We start from the raw sequence: 21,664 nt of genomic DNA on the forward strand, positions 1-21,664 counted from the left end.
ACTCTATTTTGTAAATATAATTAATCGGATTTTCTATCTTGTTTTGATCAGCATATGCAACAGCAATATTTGCGTCAACACAAAAGCTATGAACAACATCACTTTATAAACTTTGATCGTATATTTAATCGAACAATGAGTGATCTATTGAAAATATATCAATAAGTATAATTATCTATTTGTCATCCCATCCTTTATATGCTAATTAATGCGGGTTTTTGTTGAATCGAAAATTCTAAAGAGAATGTCGATAAACATATTATTTTTAGCTTTCAGGATAGGTTAAAGCGTGAAGAAAATAGCGGTTGTTTTTGGCTTAGTGATTTTACTTTCACTGTAAGGTTGTGCCGCGGTCATGGCAAGTAAGCAACCAAGTAAAAAGAATTTGACGGTTTTAGAGATTGGAAAACATCGTAATTATTGATTTCTGAATTGGGTGCACCAGTCACATCAGAAACCGTAAATGGAGAACGTAAAGAGATTTATACTTTCCAACAAGGTTACTCAAAAGCAGCCAGAGTCAGCCGTACGCTATGGCATACGACTGCGGATATTGCCACGATTGGTCTGTGGGAAATCATTGGTTCGCCGACTGAGGTTTACTTTAATGGAGAACAACTTTCTTATGAGGTTGTTTTTGATGATCAAGATCACATTAAGAGTTCTCAGCTCATTAAAAATGAGCCAAAAACTGTAAGTGAGTAAACAATAGTACTCAGAGTGCTATTGTTTAGATAATTCTTTCACAGGACTTCCGCCAAGCGCTTGCATTAAAGTTACATAGGCATTGTATTGACTTTGCTTGGTTTCAACTAAGCTGAGTCGTGCATTACGTGTAGTCGCTTGCGCATCTAGTAAGTTCTTTAATGCGATTGCACCGTTACGATAACGAACTTCGGTTAGTCGCTCGGTCTTATTCGCAAGTTCGACATTGCGTTGTTGCAGTTGTACTTGCTGATTCAGTTGAGTGCGATTTGATAATGCATTTTCGACATCAGCAAAAGCTTGGTATAAGGTTTGTCGATATTGAATAATCGCTTTTTCATACTCAAGGTCACTAATCGCAATATCTTTCTTCATATCATTATATTGAAGAAAAGGTAGGCTCAGGCTTGCACCTAAAGTTAAAGCAGGGTTCTTTAACAGTTGTGTTAAAGAGGTGCTAGAAGAACCTAGATTACCTGTGAGATTGATCGATGGATAATAGCTGGCTTTGGTTGCATCTTTATTGGCTAAGGTTTTGCGTAGGCGTAATTCAGAAGCTTGTAAGTCTGGACGACGCGATAAAATATCGGCAGGGAGTCCGACCGCGATATTCGGCAGAGCATTGCGAGGTAGTTGTGTAGGCTCTTGAATATTCAGTTGTTGAACAGGTTCATGTAGCAATACAGCAATGGCTGTACGTGTTTCTACACGTTGTTGTTCAATCTGACTCAAACTGGCTTTTTGGCTTTGAACCGATTGTTCTGCTTGAGTTAAATCTAAACCTGAAACCGCACCTGCTTTGTATTGTGATTGCACTAATTCATAAATTTTCTGTGTTGAGGCTAAATTTTGCTGAATGGTTTGGTAACGTTCGTTTAAATAGCCCAATTGCCAGTACAGTTTCGCTGTGGTTCCAACCAGACTTTGTGCTGTGGCTTGCAAATCTTGTTCAGTGGCTAGAGCTTCCCAACGACTTGCTTCAGTTTGATTGGCGAGCTTGCCAAATAAATCGAGTTCATAGCTAACACCGACACTGGTCGATAACCCACGGTCAGAACCATCACCTGAGCGTAGGTCATAGTTATGACCTGTTGATATACTGGAACTGGTGCGAATCCCTTGTTTATTTTCAGCCAAACTTGCCTGTAAACGAGCCTGTTTAAGGGTGATTCCGGCAACAGTTAAATCGCTATTTTTAGCGAGAACCTGATCGACCAACTGATTCAGTTGGGCATCATTAAATAAAGTCCACCATTGATCAGTTAAATTGATGCTTTTACTTTTTTGTGCATCGTACTGGAACTGTTGCGGCACTTGGACTGTTGGGGCGTTATAGGGGGTTTTCACCACAGCAGAACAGCCAGCCAAGGAGCCAGTGAGTACCAGTGCGAGTCCTAATTTTGTGAATTGAAAAGACATACTCAAATTCCTTATTCTCTCGCTAAAGCAGCAACTGGATCGAGTTGTGCCGCATTTCTTGCTGGTAAGAAGCCAAATACAATACCAATCATGCTTGAGCAGACAAAGGCCGCTACAATCGAGGTGGTCGAATAACTCATTTCAATGATGCCTTTGGCAAAGTGTCCGATGATTTGTCCAATCCCTAAAGAGAGTAGTACACCGAGTATACCGCCCAATAAACAGACCAGAATTGCTTCAATCAGGAATTGCTGCAAAATGTCACTCTGTCGAGCACCAACCGCCATACGTACCCCGATTTCTTGAGTCCGCTCGGTCACAGAAACCAACATAATGTTCATCACCCCAATACCACCGACCACAAGGGAAATCACCGCAATCGCTGAAATTAACAGAGTCATGGTTGCAGTGGTTTGCTGAATGGTTTCACGAATACTGTCGGAGTTTTGGGTAAACACGTCTTGTGCACCGTGACGTTGTTCGAGTAGAGTCAAAATGGCATTTTCAGCGGCACTACTTGGATATTCATCTTTAATACGAACAATAATGCTACGCACATTAGACTGACCTAACATACGGCTCATGACTGTCGAATAAGGCAAGTAAACATTCAAACTGTCAGAGTTGCCCATAAAACCTTGTTGAGCATCAATCACGCCAATAATTCGACTGGGTACACTGCCTAATAGCAGTACTTGACCGACAGGATTGGTGCCATCTGCAAAGAAGGTTTTCTCCGTATTGGTATCAATCACCACATCTTGGGCACGCTGAGTAACACTGTTTTTGTCAAAAGGCTGTCCTGATTTAAAGGTCATACCACGGACATAGAAGAAATCTGCACTGACACCATTTACAGTTGCCGATGCTTCGGTATCCTTATAACGCAAGGTGACGCTGGTGTTGGCAGAGGGACTGACTCCATCCACATAGGGTTGTTCCGCCAGTGCATCGGCATCGGCAGGCACCAGTGTTTTGACTTGTGAAGCACGCGAGTTATCACCAAAACCACGCCCCTGATACACGGTAATGGTGTTGGTGCCGAGGCTACTGATATTTTCTAGAATTTGCTTCTGTGAGCCATTCCCAAGTGCAACCACCGAGACCACGGATGCGATCCCGATAATAATCCCAAGCATGGTCAAGAAAGTCCGCATACGGTGGGCATTCATGGCAAGCAATGCCATGCGGAATGCTTCACCGAGACGGTCAAAAAAAGAACGCCAAGCCGAGGTTTTCTTTTGTGGTGTACGTTGTAGGGTTTGATGTTCTAAATGTGAATCTGCATTTTCAGGCACGTTGGCACGGTCTGAAATAATATTACCGTCACTGATCTCGATAATACGGGTCGCATTCTTGGCAACATTAAGATCGTGGGTGACCAGAATAATGGTATGACCTTTGGCATTCAGCTCACGCAAAATACGCATCACTTCAACACCACTATTCTTATCCAATGCACCTGTTGGCTCATCGGCAAGAATCACATCACCGCCATTCATCAATGCACGGGCAATCGAAACACGTTGTTGCTGACCACCAGATAACTGGCTTGGTCGATGATGTAAGCGTTCTTCAAGTCCGAGTTCTGAGAGTAGCTCAGCCGAACGTTGTTGGCGAAGTTGGCTGTCTACGCCTGCGTAAATGGCAGGGACTTCAACATTACCAGAAGCACTCAGATCACCCAGTAAGTGATAACGCTGGAAAATAAAACCAAAATATTCACGGCGCAGTTGTGCCAGTTCATCTGGTTCTAGTTGGCGTGTTTCTCGACCATTGACCTTGTAACTTCCTGCGCTGGGCTTATCCAGACAACCCAAGATGTTCATCAGGGTCGATTTACCTGAGCCTGATTGTCCAACAATGGCAACCAACTCACCTGCATAAATTTTTAAATCAATGCCTTTGAGAATTTGTACTGTACCTTCACCCGCAGGGAACTCACGGGTGAGGTCACTAACCTCAAGTAATGGCTGTGAAGAATGCGTTTGATCTTGAGTCATATTACATTCTCATTGCACGTTGATTGCTACGTTTTGCTGATTCGTTTGAACTATCAGTTGCATCTGCAATCACCACTTGATCACCTTGTTTTAAACCTCTAAGCACTTGTGCAGTGACACGATTATTAAGGCTGATTAACACAGGTTGAGGTTGAGCAGTTCCATCCGCTTGTAACACACGAACCATACCTGTGGATGCTTTACCTTGAGCAACTAAGGCTTTTTCAGCTTCAGTCAAATCTAGGCGTTTAGGATGCTGCGCTTTCTGAGTATCTGTATTTTTTGCTTTATCTGTTGCAACCGAATTATTGCCATTTTCTTTTTTGTTTGAACGTTTAGTTTGGATGGCAGCGGCAGGGATTGTTAGTACATTTTTCGCTTCAGCTAAAACAATATAGACCTGTGCAGTCATATCAATACGTAACTTACCGTCTTCATTTGGAACATCAAACAAAGCGTTGTAGTACACGGCTGTGCTTGATGACGATGAACTGGTATTGGTTGTTTCGGTATTGATAGAGTTTGGTGCTGGCTCAACTTGACGTAGCTGTGCGTAATGTTTTTTGTCACTATTGCCTAATGTAGTGAAGTAAACGGTTTGACCTTTTTCAACTTTCATGACATCGGCTTCAGAAATTTGAGCCTTAACTGTCATCGTATCTAATTTCGCTAATTTCACAATTGTTGGCGCGGTTTGGTTAGCATTCACCGTTTGACCTTCTTCGGTCACAATGGCAACCACTGTCCCATCCATTGGTGCAACAATACTGGTATAACCTAAATTCTCTTGTGCAGTTGCGAGTGTTAAACGAGATTGTTCAATTTGCGCATTGATTGCTGCAATTTGAGCTTGTGCTGTTTTAAAGTTTGCTAAGGCTGTTTCAAGTTCTGCACGTGAAGTTGCATCTTGGCTAAACATAGCCTGTTGGCGTTTATATTCAGCTTCAACTTTTGCTAAATTGGCTTGTTGTACCGCCAATTGAGCCTGTTGATTTTGAATATTCGCTTTGGCTGTTTTTAATTCGTTTTCTTGGCGAATCGAGTCAATTTGTGCAATCAGTTGACCTTGTTTGACTTGATCGCCTAACTGAACATACATTTTTTTCACTTGACCTGAAACCTGAGCACCCACACTGACCATCTTGGTTGCTTCAAGTACACCCGTTGCGAGTACAGAATCCTCAATATCACCTTTGGAAACTTCAGCACTAATATATTGTGGTGCTTGATCTTTAGGTTTAAAGAAAAACCATGCAACGGCTGCAATAATCGCGACACCGATAGCGATCATTATTATTTTACTGAATGGTATTTTTTTAGAACTTGTTTTTGGCATGGCAACAGATCGAGATTTGGAAACTCAAACCAGTATAAAAGCGAAATAAGGATAAAACGTGGATATTTTTAATCTATAATGATAATTATTATCAAATTTTATTGAAATTACTCGACTAGAATCTGATAAATATTTTGAATACCAATGACTGCATTTTCTGCGATTGAAACTCCACCCTTGGATGGAAGTATTGCTTCACGAGGATTGATGCGTATGAGTTGTGGTGCGAAGCGTTCACTGAAATAACGAACGGTTGGAATGGTTGTGCCTGCACCTATTTCAATGACAATAGATTGATTGTGGGCTTCTAAAAAATTTTCTAAGCGTCTCGCTTGTTGCGTGTGTCTTTGGCTGACCCAAGCATAATCATTAAACATCAAAATATTTGGACGGGATAACTTGCCACAATGTGGGCATAGTGGGAGTTGTCCTAACCATTGACAATTTTGATGATCAATCTCAGGCGTTAATTCATTTGCTGACCATGTTGTGAGTTGGCAAGGTTCTGAGCATTGAAGATGGTGGATCGAGCCATGACACTCATAAATTTGGTTTGGATCAAAACCTGCTTTTTGAAATTGCCCATCAACATTCGAAGTAAATACAAAGTAGGGGAGTGCTAATTTTTCAGCGAGTTGTTTGAGTAAATGAAAGCCTTGATGCGGCAAGGTTTGACGATATAGTGCCAAACGATGTCCATAAAAACCCCATGCTAAATTTGGCTGAAATTTAAATGCTGCTGGATTGGCTATTTCGGTAAAGTCGATACGTTGTTTACCGAGTTCTGGATAAGCTCGCCACATGCCTTGATTGCCTCGAAAGTCGGGCAGACCTGAGTCAACACCCATGCCAGCACCTGCGCTGATAATAAGAGCATCAGCACGCGAAAGTATATCTTTGATTTGTTCTTTCTGGATTGTGGTTAAATCCAATGACATAAAGTCATCCTTTTTTATTTATCTTTAAGAAAAGCTTGGAAATAAAGTTGTACCACACAGTTCACTGATTGCTTGAAGCATCAGATGTTCTGAGTTTTCTTTAGACATTCCTTTAATTGCAGCATCAATTGCTAATAAAAGTTCAGGCCATTTTAAAAACTGACGAGGGTTTAAGCGGCGTAATGCTTGCTGATAAAGCGAAACTTTAGTTTTCCAAATCCCTAATTGCAATGCATTCTGTGGCTGCTCAAAAAGTTGCATGAGTAGACGCATTTCTTTGCTGAGTGTCCATAAGATCAAACTATCTGGTTCGCCAGCAGCAAGAAGATACTGATAGATTTTAACGGATTGAGCTAAATTTCCTGTTAATAATGCATCACTTAAATCATAGGTGGTATAGCGTGATTGATCTTGTAAACACTCATAGAGTTGATCAATCTGGATTTGTTTGATATCGGGAAAGGTATCTGCAACACGCATTAGGCTGTTTTTCGCAGCCAATAGATTATGTTCATGGTGCTCCATCAGCCATTGCCAAGCATCATGATCTAGTTGAATGCCTAGTTTTTCTGCTTCTAAATTTAAGATTTTTTGTCGGTCTTGTGGGTAAGTTGCGGTCAAAGAAACCACAACACCATTGGCCTCCACGACTTGGAAAAAGGCAGACTTTAAACTGCTGCTGTCTTGTTTAGGTAAAACGATGAGCAATAAGTTATGTTCATTCTGTTGAATATAGTTTTTCAGCAGTCTTAAGCCATTGGCATCAGGCTTGATATTGCCATGTACTTCAATGGCGAGTTGCTGAGAAAACAGCGATAAGCTATTCAGCGCATTAAAAACATTTTTCCAATCATTGACGCTACTGATGTCATAACGCTGACGTTCAACTTCATGCTGCTGCCAACTTTTACGAAATCCATCGAGTAAGTTTTGCTCAAGCAAAGGTTCTTGCCCATGAATGATCCATGCACCACGGGCTTCTGTAATGCGTTTTAATGCTTGAACATAATCTAACTTCATAAAAAGTAATTATGGTTGAGCTTTGGGTAAACGATTCGCTGCAATTTGACGCGTAATTTGCTGGGCAATATCATCAATAATGATACGGTTCAGATACGCTTCTTGTTGGTTATCTGTATTTACAGTTGCCACATCATATTGGTACGTGCGAGATGCAGTGAGTGTACGTGGTTCTGTGATTTTATTGCCTTGACGATCTTCAATTTGGAAAGTCACGGTTAAACGCAATAGTACTTCAGTCAATTTACCATTCAATAACTGGCGACGAGGGGTATAATCTAACATACGAAGTACATAGGCATCATTGGCATTACTGAGTTGTACGCCCGTAGCACTGAGATAGATGCTGAGACGATTCTCGAGTTCATCGGTATTGTCAGGTAAAACCAAAGTTAGTTTGTTATAAACCAATGGTGTTGCCGTTGGATAGCTTCCCTTTAAATGAAAGCCACAGCCAACTAAGCCTGCACTTAGACCTAAAGTTAAAACGATAGCAGCTAAACGTTGTGCTAAGTGCATATTTATTCCTCTAATCAAATCTATTCTAATTCCTCTTTGGTAGAGGATTAAAACCTCTCTTATATTTAAGAGAGGTTAGAAAGAATTATTAAACAACTAAATTAACAAGTTTATTTGGCACTACAATTTCTTTCTTGGTTGGACCAGTTAAGAATTGCTGAACTTCTGGCAGTGCTTTTGCCAAAGCCAATAACTCATCTTTAGAGATATCGACTGCGACGTCTAACTTACCACGAAGTTTACCATTCACTTGTACAACAATCGTTTGCGTATTACGGGTTAACGCTGATTCATCCACTTGTGGGAACAGTGTCGTATTAATATCAATACTAAACTGTGCTAAAAGTGTTTGACTTAAATGTGGTGCAAATGGGGCAAGTAAAGTCAATAAAGTTGTAATTGCTTCACGTGCAACAGCTACATCATTGTCATCTTTTGCTTCAAACTTATTGGTCGCATTCAATAACTCCATTAATGCCGCAATAGAAGTATTGAACGCATGACGGCGTTCAATGTCATCACCCACTTTCTGGATGGTTTCATGGGTTTTGCGACGTAAATCTTGCGCGTCTTTCGAGAGGTTTGCTGTATCAATTGCAGTCGCTTGATTGTCTTTTTCCAAGAAACCAGCAGCCAAACGCCATACACGTTTCAAGAAGCGGTTAGCCCCTTCAACACCTGCATCTGACCATTCTAAAGATTGATCAGGTGGTGCAGCGAACATCATAAAGACACGTGCGGTATCTGCGCCGTACTGGTCAATAATGGCCTGTGGATCAATACCATTGTTTTTCGACTTAGACATTTTTTCTTGTCCGCCGATCACAACTTCCTGACCATCACCCGAATATTTCGCAGATAGAATGCGACCTTTCTCATCACGCTCTAATTCGATGTCAGCAGGGTTAAACCAAGTTTTCTTGCCACTCTCTGCTTCACGGTAGAAGGTGTCTGCCAACACCATGCCTTGGGTGAGCAAGTTAGTAAATGGTTCATTGCCTTGTACTACGCCTTCATCACGCATCAATTTATGGAAGAAACGTGCATAAAGTAAGTGCAGGATTGCGTGCTCTACACCACCGATATACTGGTTCACAGGAAGCCAGCTTTGAGCCGCTTCAGGTTTTACCATACCGCCAGTAAAATCTGGAGATGCATAGCGAGCATAATACCAAGAGGATTCTACAAAGGTGTCCAAGGTGTCTGTTTCACGACGTGCATCGCCACCACAGCAAGGACACTTAGTTTCATAAAACTCAGGCATCTTGTTCAATGGGTTGCCTGAACCATCTGGAACTACATCTGTTGGTAATACCACTGGCAATTGATCTTCTGGCACTGGGACTTGACCACAAGTGTTACAGTTAATCATTGGAATTGGACAACCCCAGTAACGTTGACGAGATACACCCCAGTCACGTAAACGGAATAGAACCTTAGAATTTGCCAAAGCTTGTGGTTCTAATTTTGCAAGGAAGGCATCAAACGCGGCTTGGAAATCTAAACCGTCGAATTCGCCTGAATTTACGAGTTTACCTTCTTTAGAGCCATACCATTCTTGCCATTCAGTTGCAGAGTAATCTGCATCATCAGTACCTTTGGCATCGATCACTTGTTTGATAGGCAAATTAAACTTGTTGGCAAATTCAAAATCACGTTCGTCGTGTGCTGGCACAGCCATCACAGCACCTGAACCGTATGACATTAATACGTAGTTTGCGATCCAGACAGGAAGCTCATCACCAGTTACAGGATGTTTTACGAATAAACCTGTTGCCATGCCTTTCTTTTCGGCAGTCGCTAAATCAGCTTCAGCCACTGATCCCATACGACATTCTTCGATAAATGCAGCTAATTCAGAATTGTTTTCCGCTGCTTTAAGCGCAAGAGGGTGTTCTGCTGCAACCGCAACATAAGTCACACCCATTAAGGTATCCGCACGCGTTGTATAAACGGTTAGGCCATCTGCATAGACTTCAGTATTTGCAGAAGGGAAAGTGATTTCCATCCCTGTCGAACGGCCGATCCAGTTACGTTGCATGGTCAAAACCTGTTGTGGCCAACCATCTTTTAAGGTGTCTAAATCGTCTAATAATTCTTGTGCATAGTCGGTGATGCGGAAGTAGTACATTGGAATATCACGTTTTTCAACCAATGCACCAGAGCGCCAGCCACGACCATTTTCAACTTGCTCGTTGGCTAACACTGTTTGGTCTACTGGGTCCCAGTTCACGGTTGAAAGCTTACGATAGATCAAGCCTTTCTTATAAAGTTGTACGAATAACCATTGTTCCCAGTGGTAGTACTCTGGTGTACAGGTCGCAAACTCACGATCCCAATCGACGGATAAGCCCAGTTTCTTTAATTGGTCACGCATATACGCGATATTTTCAAATGTCCATTTTGCTGGTGCAACTTGATGAGCGATCGCTGCATTTTCAGCAGGTAAACCAAACGCATCCCAACCCATTGGTTGTAATACCGTTTCGCCTTTTAAACGATAAAAACGGCTGATCACGTCACCAATGGTGTAGTTACGCACATGCCCCATATGCAGTTTGCCACTTGGGTAAGGGAACATCGACAGGATATAGCGATGTTTGCCCTCTACAGTGTCTGCAACTTTAAAAACTTTGCGATTGTCCCAGTCTTGTTGAACTTGAGGCTCAATGGCACTTGCTTGATATTCGGAGTCAATGTGAGAAGTCGTCATAGGGATATGCGATACAACAAAAATTAAAGTTAAGATTACCGCACAGCATAGCGCAAAATAGGGGGGGATGTCAGTTTTTAGAGCAAGATTTTATCTTCTGATTTTGAGTATCAGTGTAGTTATAAATTAGATACTTTTATCGATTTGATACTCTTGAATTTGCTAACTTCTCTTTTTTCTGGAGATATTCTGATTCTAAAGAGGATCTAAGATCTTGTTCCGTCAGTGAGCCGAACATGTCTATATAAGGATTGGTGCGTTTCTCCTTAGAGTAATCTTGCATTCCTTTTCGTACTTTTGCTTCAATTTTAGCCCGTTCTTTTGCTGTGAATTTATCTTTTGGAGTTACTGGAAATGAATACTGGTATGGGTTTTTTATAGGTTGCGGTGAATTTAACGTTTTTGAGGACTGTTCTGTTTTGTTTTGATAGGTGGATACTGAGCCTAGTTTTTTCGCATTGGAGGGCGGCGGTGTGACTGAGTAATGAGTTGAGCCATTCGCATCGACCCATTTATAAAAATCTTGAAGATAGGTTGTAGCTGGATAAATAGATAATATTAATGTGATTACAGAATGTTGTTGGAAAAGAGTTTTTGTCATAAATATTCGTATTTTAAAAAATTGAATAAAGTGGTGATATTAGAGTCACCATTTTATTCAATTATATTAAAAGAATCTAAAGATTTGGTTTTACTCTAACTGGTGCTGTAGTTTGAGTTTGAACAGGTGCAGTAGTAGCTGGAGTTTGAGAAGCTACATTCGTTGAAGGTTGACCAAAGCTTTGAGGTGATTGTGTTTCAGAAGACGGTTGACTTTCATTTTGAGGTTGCTGTGCTTTCGGCGGGTTTGGATTTTGAGTGCTAGTCCCATAAGTGGAAATTCTATCTAATCGTTTTGCTCCTTTTGGTGGAGGAGTCGTGGTGTAATGGGTTGAACCATTAGCATCCATCCATTTGTAGTACTGCTGAGCATAATTTTGGCTAGAACAAAGAAGCAGAGTCGTAGTTGCGACAGCGTATAGGCTTGTTTTAAAATATGATGGTTTCATAATTTGATCTCCCCAAAAGAATTCCGTCTATATTCGATCAAAATGTTTGAATTAGCCAATCACAATGCCTATTTTTGTATAAAAAGAAAATAGTTTTTTGATAAATGGGCATTTGAATCGATAAATTACCTTGAGCTGAGAGATTAAAAAAACAACAGCTAAAAATTATTCTAAAAAAACCTTTTCTTTATTCTTGACTTTGTGTATGAAAGCAACAAAAATGCTTGCTTAGTTTTATATGCGCTTATTTGATCACCCTTCGAATAAATGTCATGGTTTGCAATGGACATTCTTTCTAGCCGAGAGAATGATTTTTTGAAATATGTTTATCCCAACATGTTTTGATTCGAGATGTAATAACAGCTTATACGGCTGATGAGTCAGAAAATTTTTCCTATTGCAGCAAAAACGAGTAGAATACGCACACTTAGAAAAGTGCATAAGTTAATGAATGAAAATATAATTTATGTCTCCCATAAATTGTACTAACACTAGGGTGAATCACGTTGGAACTTTTATCTGGTGGTGAAATGCTCGTTCGTGCGCTTGCGGACGAAGGCGTAGAGCATGTTTTTGGTTATCCAGGCGGCGCAGTTTTACATATTTATGATGCGCTTTTTCAACAAGACAAAATTAATCATTACCTTGTACGTCATGAGCAAGCTGCTGGTCATATGGCAGATGCATACTCGCGTGTAACTGGTAAAACAGGTGTTGTTCTTGTAACTTCTGGTCCAGGCGCAACAAATACTGTGACTCCTATTGCAACTGCCTATATGGACTCAATCCCAATGGTGATTTTGTCTGGACAGGTTGCGACACATTTAATTGGTGAAGATGCATTCCAAGAAACAGATATGGTTGGTATTTCTCGTCCAATCGTAAAGCACAGTTTCCAAGTGCGTCACGCCAGCGAAATTCCTGCCATTATTAAGAAAGCATTTTATATTGCCTCTTCTGGTCGTCCAGGTCCAGTTGTGGTGGATATTCCGAAAGATGCAACCAATCCTGCGGAAAAATTCGCCTACGAATATCCTGAAAAAGTGAAGATGCGTTCATATCAACCGCCTTCACGTGGACATTCAGGTCAAATTCGCAAAGCAATTGATGAGCTGATCACTGCTAAACGCCCAATGATTTATACAGGTGGTGGTGTTGTTCAAGGTAATGCTTCTGCACTATTGACTGAACTTGCACATCTATTGGGTTATCCAGTGACCAATACCTTGATGGGCTTAGGTGCTTTCCCAGGTAATGATCCACAATTTGTGGGTATGTTAGGGATGCATGGTACTTATGAAGCCAATATGGCAATGCATAATGCCGATGTGATTTTGGCGATTGGCGCACGTTTTGATGACCGTGTCACCAACAATCCAGCCAAGTTCTGTCAAAATGCCAAAGTCATTCATATTGACATTGACCCAGCGACCATTTCTAAAACGATCATGGCGCATATTCCAATTGTGGGTGCGGTTGAGCCAGTTCTTCAGGAAATGTTAGCTCAGCTTAAACAGATGAATGTGTCTAAGCCAAATTCTGAAGCAATTGCTGAATGGTGGTCTCAGATTAATGAGTGGCGTAAAGTTCATGGCTTACGCTATGAAGCGGCTCAAAATGGTGAAATGAAACCACAACAAGTGGTGGAAGCGCTTGATCGTGTGACCAATGGTGAAGCGATCATTACGTCTGACGTAGGTCAGCACCAAATGTTTGGTGCCTTGTACTACAAATACAAACGTCCACGCCAATGGATTAACTCTGGTGGTCTAGGTACGATGGGTGTTGGTTTACCGTATGCAATGGCAGCGAAGCTTGCATTCCCAGATCAACAAGTCGTGTGTATTACAGGTGAAGCATCGATTCAGATGTGTATCCAAGAATTATCAACATGTAAGCAATATGGCTTAAATGTGAAAATTCTTTGCTTGAATAACCAAGCTTTAGGCATGGTGAAGCAGTGGCAAGACATGAACTATGAAGGGCGTCATTCAAGCTCTTATGTAGATTCTTTACCTGATTTTGCAAAATTGATGGAAGCTTATGGTCACGTAGGTATTCAAATCAATCATGCAGATGAATTGGAATCTAAACTGGCTGAAGCAATGGCGATTAATGATAAATGTGTATTCATTAATGTCATGGTTGATCGTACAGAACATGTTTATCCAATGTTGATTGCAGGTCAGTCGATGAAAGATATGTGGTTAGGTAAAGGGGAGCGCACGGCATGAGACACATTATCTCTGTACTTGTAGAAAATGAAGCAGGCGCGCTTTCTCGTTTGGTCGGTTTATTCTCTCAACGTGGTTACAACATTGAGACTTTAAACGTTGCGCCAACTGAAGATGAAACTTTATCTCGTTTGACGCTGACAACTTATGGTGATGATCACAAAATCGAGCAGATCACAAAACAACTGAATAAATTAGTTGAAGTGGTTAAGGTGGTTGATTTGTCAGAAGGTGCGCATATTGAGCGCGAGCTTATGTTGATTAAAGTGAAAGCTTTAGGTGCTGCTCGTGCGGAAATTAAGCGTACAGCTGATATTTTCCGTGCCCAAATCGTTGATGTAACACCAACCACTTATACGATTCAGATCGCAGGTACAACTGAAAAGATTGATGGTTTTATTGATGCACTTGCTGAAAATACCATTCTAGAAGTTGTACGTTCTGGTGTGTCTGGTATCGCACGTGGTGAAAAAGTTTTAAGTATTTAATCGCTTCCCCAATTCTTCATATAGAAATGCAAGAATTGGGAAGTTTCAAAGAATCTATCCTTGTATGACAAGGGAAATGACAAAAATTTTAGCGGAGAAAACAGATGCAAATTTTTTACGATAAAGACTGTGACTTATCAATCATCCAAGGCAAAAAAGTTGCAATCATTGGTTATGGTTCACAAGGTCATGCTCATGCACTTAACTTGAAAGATTCTGGCGTTGACGTAACTGTTGGTTTACGTGCTGGTTCAGCATCTTGGAAAAAAGCTGAAAATTCAGGTCTTAAAGTATCTGAAGTTCCAGCAGCTGTTGCTCAAGCTGACTTAGTGATGATTTTGACTCCAGATGAGTTCCAATCTCAACTTTATCGTGATGTAATTGAGCCAAATATCAAAGAAGGCGCGACTTTAGCATTTGCTCATGGTTTCTCTATTCTTTATAACCAAGTTGTTCCACGTAAAGATTTAGACGTAATCATGGTTGCTCCAAAAGCACCAGGTCATACTGTACGTTCTGAATATCAACGTGGTTCAGGTGTTCCTGACTTAATCGCAATTCACCAAGATGCTTCTGGTAATGCACGTAACGTAGCGCTTTCTTACGCTTCAGGTGTAGGTGGTGGTCGTACAGGTATCATCGAAACTTCTTTCCGTGAAGAAACTGAAACTGACTTATTCGGTGAGCAAGCAGTTCTTTGTGGTGGTGCTGTTGAATTAGTTAAAATGGGCTTCGAAACTTTGGTTGAAGCGGGTTATGCTCCAGAAATGGCTTACTTCGAATGCTTACATGAACTTAAGTTAATCGTTGACTTGATGTTCGAAGGCGGTATCGCAGACATGAACTACTCAGTTTCTAACAATGCTGAGTACGGTGAATATGTGACTGGTACTGAAGTAATCAACGAACAATCTCGTGAAGCAATGCGTAATGCATTGAAACGTATCCAATCTGGTGAATATGCGAAAATGTTCATTCAAGAAGGTGCATTAAACTACCCATCTATGACTGCTCGTCGTCGTCAAAATGCTGCGCATGGTATCGAAGTAACAGGTAACAAGTTACGTGCGATGATGCCTTGGATTCAAGCAAACAAAATCGTTGATAAAGAGAAGAACTAATCTTTAGTTTGATCTTAAAAAACCCTTGTTTCGGCAAGGGTTTTTTTATATAAAATAAATGATTAATTGATTTAAGAATGATGGAATAAGAGAAAGATATGAATCAAGCAAAATTACTTATGATGTTTTATGAATTTAGTCAAACTGAAGCAGGGCAAAAAGTAATTCAACAAGGAAAAAATTTTCTAATAGAAGTGGCTCTACCAAAATTACAAGCCTCGGCTTCTGGAATAGCAATTAAAATTCGTTCAACAAGTACCGATACACTACATCAGAGTAATATTAAACTCAATAAAAGTTTAAATATAGTTAATAATGGATTAAGTTTACCTTTGAGTTATCAGGAAAATTTATCAGTAAGCCGAATCTCACACAAAATCTCGAATGATTTAGATATTATTAAAGGTCAAAATGAGATTTTATTTTTGTCAAATTCTATTCAATATTTTTTAGATAGTCATCAAACCCGTACAGGCTTAGATCGCGGAATTTCTTATGCTTTACAATATGATATAGATGCTGTTTGCCAGCATTTGAAAAAGAACAAAGATATAAGATTTCCTGGATATCTATTACATCAGTTGACTTGTTTATCAAGAACTATAGAAGAGTTAAATGTTTTTTATGATTCTATTTTGAATAATGGAAAAGTTAAATCATTTGAAGAAAAAGACAAAACAGGTCATAAGGAAAAATTTAATAAGACTGTTGGTATTGATGGCAAAAAAGTTGATTATGGTTATTTGCCATATAGTCTACAACTTGAGTTTTTGAGAGATTCATCTGAAAAAGCACAAAAGAAAAGTAGTGTCTTTGACTCCATGAAAGGATTGGTTGGATCTAAGGAGTTAGAAGCAGAGCTTAATGATACTGCTCATGATGCACTTTTTATCTTAAAAGCAGAGCTTGCTGCTAATGAGGAGTTAGAGTTTAAGATACATGAAAAATTAAAATTAGAAGATAAACCTATGATTTTAATTGTAGAAAGGACATAAAATTTTCTATAACTATTAAATAACATTATAGGTAATCAACTATGTGTGAAGTATAGCTTTTGCGCTCGAGCAGATGAGTCATAGCTAATCTCTGCTCCTTGTGTAGTGAGAAAGCAGTGCTTTAATAACCCCTACTCAGGATTCAAGCTAACAAAATCGTAGACAAAGAGAAGAACTAAGTTTTAGTTTGATCTTTAAAAGCCCTTGTTTATACAAGGGCTTTTTTATTGCATCACTTAAAGTGCTGTACCTCGTGATGATAGCCTAATCTTGCTGTTTAGGTTGTTAAGTTAATTCTCGCGGCTCGTATGGATGTAAGCAGAATTTTTAAGATGTTATTGAGAGTATAAAAAATAAATTACCTGATAAGGAGTGTAGTCACTTATTTGCTTTCAATATAAAAAACTTCATATTCTTAGTCTTTTTTAATAACAGAGTTATAGCAAACAGCATGATAAAAAGGCATACTATATACATGTTTAGAGCATTTATTAAAGGTAGTGCATCTTTTATAATTGTTGATTGCTTTTAAAATTGCAGTAAAAAACAAGAATTTTCATTGGTTTGAAATGAATATGTGTTTTTATTCTATTGATTTATAAAATGAAAAAGACTTGACCTTATACTAGATGATGTTATTGTTAAGGAAAGTTTATGAATACACAATTTGTATCTTTTTTGAGTGTTAATGATCGTTCTGATTTTGAGCAATTCGCTCAATAAATAAAAAAAAGTACTGAATAATCATGGAAGTCCTTTATGGTTCACGTTGATTACGATAGCACATGGGTCATCGCTTCCATTTTGGTTGCAGTAGCGACTTGTTATGCTGCAGTTTCAATGGAAGAACTCGTTTTTAAAGCTGCTTATAAAAAGTTGGAGAAAAGCATTTTAGTAACGAGTGGGTTGACTTTAGGCTTGGCAATATGGGCAATGCATTTTATTGGAATGCTCGCGAGCCATTTGCCTGAAGGCTATCATTTTGATATTAGTTTGACTGTGCTTTCATATTTGATAGGCGCAACTGCTTCGGTATTTGCTGTTTGGCTAACCACTAGACCTACTTTACCTATGCCACGTCTGATCTTAGGTGCATTATTCTTAGGGCTAGGGATATCTGGAATGCATTACACGGGGATGTTGGCGCTTTCAGTTGAACACCATCAATTGAGATATGATCCATTACTCGTGATTTGTTCAGTACTCATTGCTGTATGTGGTTCTGGTTTGAGCTGTTTATTCGTTTTTAAATATAAAACCGCGGTTAAATATAAAACTGCACTAAAGGCTGTCGTTGCAATATTGATGGCTTTTAGTATTGTAGGTATGCATTACACGGGTATGGCAGCCACTTATTTTGATACAGGATTTGCGGAAGCACTTGGCTCAGCACATACCGAGCAAGCCGTTTTATTGTTTAGCATTATTTTTATTACCAGTTTGGTATTTGTTGCTGGTTTCGCCGTTGCAGTTTTAGAAGCGAGACTAGAGGAGCGCAACCAACAATTAACAAAAATTAATCGCGAGTTAGCCAACCAATCTTCACATGATTCCTTAACTAAACTGCCAAATCGCTTATCCTTAACAGATTATGCTGAAGTAATTTTTAGTCATCATCGTTTAAAAGAACAAAAAGCTGCATTTTTATATATTGATTTAGATCGCTTTAAATCGGTAAATGATGCTTTTGGACACCATATTGGTGATCAACTTTTAATTCAAATGGCCAATCGGTTACATGAAAAATTAAGTTCAAGCCATAAGCTATTTCGTATTGGTGGTGACGAGTTTGTATTGATCTCTGAAAATACTGATGTTAATCAAGCGATGTTGCTGGCAGAAGAAGTTCTGCATTTTATTCAAGAGGCATATCTGATTGCGACAAAAGAAATTAATATTTCTGCAAGTTTGGGAATTGCGATGTATCCTGAGCACGGTACGAATCTTCAGGATTTATTAATTAATGCAGATGTAGCAATGTTGGCATCTAAAGAGCAGGGTAGAAATACCTTTACTGTTTTCCACTCTACAACAGATCAGCAAGATGTTCGTAGCCAATCCAAATTAATTAATGATTTGTATAAAGCTGTAGATGAGCAGCAATTTGTTTTATTTTATCAGCCTAAATTTACTGCGAATTATAAAGTTTGTGGTATTGAAGCGCTCATTCGTTGGAACCATCCAAGCTTAGGTTTGTTGACTCCTCAAATGTTTATTGAGGGAGCAGAAAAAACAGGTTTGATTATTCCGATGGGATATTGGGCATTGGAGCAAGCTTGTCAGCAGATTCAAAAATGGGAACGAAGTAATAGTCCTTTTTATCCAATTGCCGTCAACTTATCTGCATTACAATTTGAAAATAAAAAACTTTTTAACGTATTAGAACAGCTCTTAGAACAATATCAAATTCAGCCCCACAATCTTATTTTAGAAATCACTGAATCAACAGCAATGCATCATATTGATTCAAGTATTCGCACTTTAGAACGCTTGCGTAAGTTGGGTATTCGGATTGCGATTGATGATTTTGGAACTGGCTATTCAAGCTTTTTATATTTAAAAGATCTGCCTGTTGATGAACTTAAAATTGATCGCGGTTTTCTCATAGATTTACAACCAAACTCGAAAGAAGAGGCAATTCTAGAAAGTATCATTCACCTTGCCGCTAGGTTAGGCTTAATCGTCACAGCTGAAGGTGTAGAAACACAGCAACAAGCTGATATTTTAACTAATTTAGGATGTAATCAATTACAAGGTTATTTATTGGGTATGCCTGTAAATGTTGAAAATTTAGTGTTGAATCATCACAACTTTGCTTAGTTTATTTGGACCTAACGATTTCTATATCATCTATTCACGAAAAAGGCTGCTCATATCTTTTCAAGTAAAACAGATTCACAGCCTTGACTATTTTAGCAATTATAAGCACTTAATTTGAGCGCTGTTGCAACCATGCGCTAACGACAGGCCAAACTGCTTGTGGTGCTTGGCTACCTGAAACCAAACCCATATGACCACCAGAGACAATTTCAAAGGTTTTATCTTGGCTACTGATCAAATCCATTAATGGTCGTACAGCTTCTGTAGTCACAATAATGTCAGTATCCCCACCAATCGCAAGTACTGAACATTCAATATCTTTAAAATCAGCCGTTTGATCTCCGAATTTAACGAGACCTGTCGAAAGTTCATTATCAATCCAGAAGCGTAAAATAATATCGCGCATTACACCACCAGGATATGCAAGCATATTGTCAACAAACGAACTTGATGTTGCGTGATTAATGACAAACTGCCGATCGTTCAAATTTTTCAGTAATTGCCAATAATTTTTAAAATTACCCACTGGGTCTGTGAGCTTAAATCCGAGCGTATTTTGCCAACCATGAATATGGAAATAGCGGCTCGGAATTTGACGGATTCGGAAATTAGTATTGGTCCGTACCCATTGTGCTGGCGTGTTTAACTTTTGATAAAGCTTGCCAATATAACCTGATTGATGAGTGTTAATTGGTGATGCCAAAATCATTAGATTCTTAATATTTTTATCTTTAAATAATGAGGTATAGCAAAGGGAGATAGCTCCACCGAGACTCCAACCATACAGTGATAGTTGTTGTTGTCCGCTATGTTCACGAATTTTGCTGATAAAGTCGGGCATAAAGATTTTGATATATGTACCGAAATTATATTTAGCTTGTTTAAGGCTTGGTGTGCCCCAATCAATCATATACACATCAAAACCTTGACTTTGAAAGTAACGAATGAGACTACGATCAGGAAACAAATCGAACACTAAGGTGTTCGCTGCTAATGGGGGAATAATAACCAGTGGCACACGGTGTTTATTTTCACCCGATTCTACGTCTGACTTGTAAAACCGTAAGCTAATAATTTCACGTTCATAAACGACTTCAAAAGGTGTCTTTCCTGACAATGCCAGTTGATGTCCCCTCAAGAAACGATCTGCCGCATTTGAAAATACTTGTGCAGCTTGCTTACCCGCACGCGTTTTTAAGATGGATTGGGCTGTTTTAGCGTTAACAAAGGTATTTTTTAATTTAGGCAATTGAGTCATCGTCCAAGAACTCTATGGTTACAACTGTGTAGCCGCATATTAGAAGAAAAAAAGCATTTGCTCACTGACTCATCTGCTTAACTTATTTTTGAAAATGATCAATTTAGAATATTGCATGGTCGTAAATTGCTCAAAAATACTTATTTAGGCAGTTGGGGCGTATACGTAAGTGAGCTTATCAACCCTAATATATGGTATTGCGCATATATGAATATTCATATATAAAGTCACTATCATTAATTCAAAATGTTTTTACTCATTATGTCTACTCAGCAACAAATTACGATTTATCACAACCCTGCATGTGGGACATCTCGAAATACACTCGGATTAATTCGCAATACGGGTATTGAACCTATCGTGATTGAATATTTACTTAACCCTCCTTCAAAATCTGAACTTATTCAATTGATTAGTGATGCTGGTTTGTCTGTAAGGGCTGCGATCCGTACGAATGTTGACCCTTATCGTGAACTTGATTTGGATCGTGAGACTTGGACAGATCATCAATTAATCGAATTTATGCTTGAACATCCTATTTTAATTAATCGTCCTTTTGTTGTGACGAGTCAGGGTACCCGTTTATGCAGACCATCGGAGTTGGTGCTGGATATTTTACCAGTTGCACAACAAGGTGCTTTTTCCAAAGAGGATGGTGAACAGGTGATTGATGAAAATGGTCAGCGTGTTAATTAAATAATAATTTAGTATTTGAGGTTGGAAATGGATCGAGTGAATTTCTTTAAGTGTTTGTCTGATGAAACACGTCTCAGTATTGTCACTTTAGTGGCGGAAAATAAAGAACTATGTGTTTGTGATTTGACTGAAAAATTAAACTTGAGCCAACCAAAAATTTCGAGACATTTAGCCTTATTAAGGTCATCTGGCTTACTACAAGATCGAAGACAAAGTCAGTGGGTGTATTACAGCATTCATCCAGAGTTGCCTGCTTGGTGTCATGAATTACTCAATCTCTTGGTACGTGAACAAACTTCCGCAAGTAACCAATCTCAGTCTCTCCAAATTAAAAGTTATTGTGAGTAATA

Annotated in this window: 17 protein-coding genes and 1 pseudogene; 8 read left to right on the forward strand and 10 right to left on the reverse strand. The window is 39.3% G+C overall.

Annotated elements, in window-relative coordinates:
* Positions 1 to 289 precede the first annotated feature (289 nt).
* A pseudogene (locus NO346_RS03970) lies at positions 290 to 705 on the forward strand (hypothetical protein).
* Between the two features lie 18 nt (positions 706 to 723).
* Here the strand turns inward: NO346_RS03970 and NO346_RS03975 are convergent.
* From NO346_RS03975 to NO346_RS04015, 9 genes are all read right to left on the reverse strand, one after another.
* A complete protein-coding gene (locus NO346_RS03975) occupies positions 724 to 2,124 on the reverse strand; it encodes an efflux transporter outer membrane subunit (protein WP_256414338.1) in 1,401 nt (466 codons plus the stop codon).
* An 11-nt stretch (positions 2,125 to 2,135) separates the two neighbouring features.
* Positions 2,136 to 4,127, reverse strand: a complete 1,992-nt coding sequence (locus NO346_RS03980) for a MacB family efflux pump subunit (protein WP_256414339.1) — start codon at positions 4,125 to 4,127, stop codon at positions 2,136 to 2,138.
* 1 nt (position 4,128) lies between these two features.
* Positions 4,129 to 5,463 (reverse strand): efflux RND transporter periplasmic adaptor subunit, encoded by a 1,335-nt coding sequence (locus tag NO346_RS03985; RefSeq protein ID WP_256414340.1) that lies wholly within the window; start codon positions 5,461 to 5,463, stop codon positions 4,129 to 4,131.
* Between the two features lie 107 nt (positions 5,464 to 5,570).
* Positions 5,571 to 6,401: a Sir2 family NAD-dependent protein deacetylase gene (locus NO346_RS03990; protein WP_256414342.1), complete on the reverse strand. Its 831-nt coding sequence runs from the start codon at positions 6,399 to 6,401 to the stop codon at positions 5,571 to 5,573.
* A 24-nt stretch (positions 6,402 to 6,425) separates the two neighbouring features.
* A complete protein-coding gene (gene holA / locus NO346_RS03995) occupies positions 6,426 to 7,421 on the reverse strand; it encodes a DNA polymerase III subunit delta (RefSeq protein ID WP_005162611.1) in 996 nt (331 codons plus the stop codon).
* A gap of 9 nt (positions 7,422 to 7,430) precedes the next feature.
* The gene (gene lptE / locus NO346_RS04000) at positions 7,431 to 7,940 is read right to left on the reverse strand and encodes an LPS assembly lipoprotein LptE (RefSeq protein ID WP_087547979.1); all 510 of its coding nucleotides are present in this window, start codon (positions 7,938 to 7,940) and stop codon (positions 7,431 to 7,433) included.
* Positions 7,941 to 8,028: 88 nt separating this feature from the next.
* Positions 8,029 to 10,653, reverse strand: coding sequence for a leucine--tRNA ligase (leuS, locus tag NO346_RS04005; RefSeq protein ID WP_256414344.1), 2,625 nt, complete (start codon positions 10,651 to 10,653; stop codon positions 8,029 to 8,031).
* A gap of 136 nt (positions 10,654 to 10,789) precedes the next feature.
* Positions 10,790 to 11,254: a DUF4124 domain-containing protein gene (locus NO346_RS04010; RefSeq protein WP_256414345.1), complete on the reverse strand. Its 465-nt coding sequence runs from the start codon at positions 11,252 to 11,254 to the stop codon at positions 10,790 to 10,792.
* A gap of 76 nt (positions 11,255 to 11,330) precedes the next feature.
* Complete coding sequence (locus NO346_RS04015) at positions 11,331 to 11,702, reverse strand: DUF4124 domain-containing protein (RefSeq protein ID WP_249570116.1); 372 nt, start codon at positions 11,700 to 11,702, stop codon at positions 11,331 to 11,333.
* 506 nt (positions 11,703 to 12,208) lie between these two features.
* Here NO346_RS04015 and NO346_RS04020 point away from each other — a divergent pair.
* The 5 genes from NO346_RS04020 to NO346_RS04040 all read left to right on the forward strand — a co-directional run bounded on the left by NO346_RS04020 (position 12,209) and on the right by NO346_RS04040 (position 19,360).
* Positions 12,209 to 13,936, forward strand: coding sequence for an acetolactate synthase 3 large subunit (locus NO346_RS04020; RefSeq protein ID WP_256414346.1), 1,728 nt, complete (start codon positions 12,209 to 12,211; stop codon positions 13,934 to 13,936).
* Positions 13,933 to 14,424, forward strand: coding sequence for an acetolactate synthase small subunit (gene ilvN, locus NO346_RS04025; RefSeq protein WP_005162601.1), 492 nt, complete (start codon positions 13,933 to 13,935; stop codon positions 14,422 to 14,424). Before NO346_RS04020 ends, ilvN begins: the two co-directional genes overlap by 4 nt.
* A gap of 104 nt (positions 14,425 to 14,528) precedes the next feature.
* Complete coding sequence (ilvC, locus tag NO346_RS04030; RefSeq protein ID WP_004659026.1) at positions 14,529 to 15,545, forward strand: ketol-acid reductoisomerase; 1,017 nt, start codon at positions 14,529 to 14,531, stop codon at positions 15,543 to 15,545.
* Positions 15,546 to 15,643: 98 nt separating this feature from the next.
* Positions 15,644 to 16,540, forward strand: coding sequence for a hypothetical protein (locus tag NO346_RS04035; protein ID WP_256414347.1), 897 nt, complete (start codon positions 15,644 to 15,646; stop codon positions 16,538 to 16,540).
* A 759-nt stretch (positions 16,541 to 17,299) separates the two neighbouring features.
* A complete protein-coding gene (locus NO346_RS04040; protein ID WP_256414348.1) occupies positions 17,300 to 19,360 on the forward strand; it encodes a bifunctional diguanylate cyclase/phosphodiesterase in 2,061 nt (686 codons plus the stop codon).
* A 109-nt stretch (positions 19,361 to 19,469) separates the two neighbouring features.
* On the opposite strand, the gene NO346_RS04045 is transcribed toward NO346_RS04040, so the two are convergent.
* Positions 19,470 to 20,618, reverse strand: a complete 1,149-nt coding sequence (locus tag NO346_RS04045; protein WP_256414349.1) for an alpha/beta fold hydrolase — start codon at positions 20,616 to 20,618, stop codon at positions 19,470 to 19,472.
* Positions 20,619 to 20,879: 261 nt separating this feature from the next.
* On the opposite strand from NO346_RS04045, the gene arsC reads away from it, so the two are divergent.
* Positions 20,880 to 21,314, forward strand: coding sequence for an arsenate reductase (glutaredoxin) (gene arsC / locus NO346_RS04050; protein WP_034602872.1), 435 nt, complete (start codon positions 20,880 to 20,882; stop codon positions 21,312 to 21,314).
* 27 nt (positions 21,315 to 21,341) lie between these two features.
* Positions 21,342 to 21,662: a metalloregulator ArsR/SmtB family transcription factor gene (locus NO346_RS04055; protein WP_005162593.1), complete on the forward strand. Its 321-nt coding sequence runs from the start codon at positions 21,342 to 21,344 to the stop codon at positions 21,660 to 21,662.
* The last annotated feature ends 2 nt before the right edge of the window (positions 21,663 to 21,664 follow it).

Origin of the sequence: Acinetobacter sp. 5862 (genome assembly GCF_024494585.1) — a bacterium.
Taxonomy (GTDB): Bacteria; Pseudomonadota; Gammaproteobacteria; order Pseudomonadales; family Moraxellaceae; genus Acinetobacter.

Coding starts and splice junctions, on each gene's coding strand:
- NO346_RS04015 (WP_249570116.1), bottom strand. CDS start 11,702: ATGAAACCATCATATTTTAAAACAAGCCTATACGCTGTCGCAACTACG.
- NO346_RS04045 (WP_256414349.1), bottom strand. CDS start 20,618: ATGACTCAATTGCCTAAATTAAAAAATACCTTTGTTAACGCTAAAACA.
- holA (WP_005162611.1), bottom strand. CDS start 7,421: ATGAAGTTAGATTATGTTCAAGCATTAAAACGCATTACAGAAGCCCGT.
- NO346_RS04035 (WP_256414347.1), top strand. CDS start 15,644: ATGAATCAAGCAAAATTACTTATGATGTTTTATGAATTTAGTCAAACT.
- lptE (WP_087547979.1), bottom strand. CDS start 7,940: ATGCACTTAGCACAACGTTTAGCTGCTATCGTTTTAACTTTAGGTCTA.
- NO346_RS03975 (WP_256414338.1), bottom strand. CDS start 2,124: ATGTCTTTTCAATTCACAAAATTAGGACTCGCACTGGTACTCACTGGC.
- leuS (WP_256414344.1), bottom strand. CDS start 10,653: ATGACGACTTCTCACATTGACTCCGAATATCAAGCAAGTGCCATTGAG.
- NO346_RS04040 (WP_256414348.1), top strand. CDS start 17,300: ATGGTTCACGTTGATTACGATAGCACATGGGTCATCGCTTCCATTTTG.
- NO346_RS03985 (WP_256414340.1), bottom strand. CDS start 5,463: ATGCCAAAAACAAGTTCTAAAAAAATACCATTCAGTAAAATAATAATG.
- NO346_RS04055 (WP_005162593.1), top strand. CDS start 21,342: ATGGATCGAGTGAATTTCTTTAAGTGTTTGTCTGATGAAACACGTCTC.
- arsC (WP_034602872.1), top strand. CDS start 20,880: ATGTCTACTCAGCAACAAATTACGATTTATCACAACCCTGCATGTGGG.
- ilvC (WP_004659026.1), top strand. CDS start 14,529: ATGCAAATTTTTTACGATAAAGACTGTGACTTATCAATCATCCAAGGC.
- NO346_RS03980 (WP_256414339.1), bottom strand. CDS start 4,127: ATGACTCAAGATCAAACGCATTCTTCACAGCCATTACTTGAGGTTAGT.
- NO346_RS04010 (WP_256414345.1), bottom strand. CDS start 11,254: ATGACAAAAACTCTTTTCCAACAACATTCTGTAATCACATTAATATTA.
- ilvN (WP_005162601.1), top strand. CDS start 13,933: ATGAGACACATTATCTCTGTACTTGTAGAAAATGAAGCAGGCGCGCTT.
- NO346_RS03990 (WP_256414342.1), bottom strand. CDS start 6,401: ATGTCATTGGATTTAACCACAATCCAGAAAGAACAAATCAAAGATATA.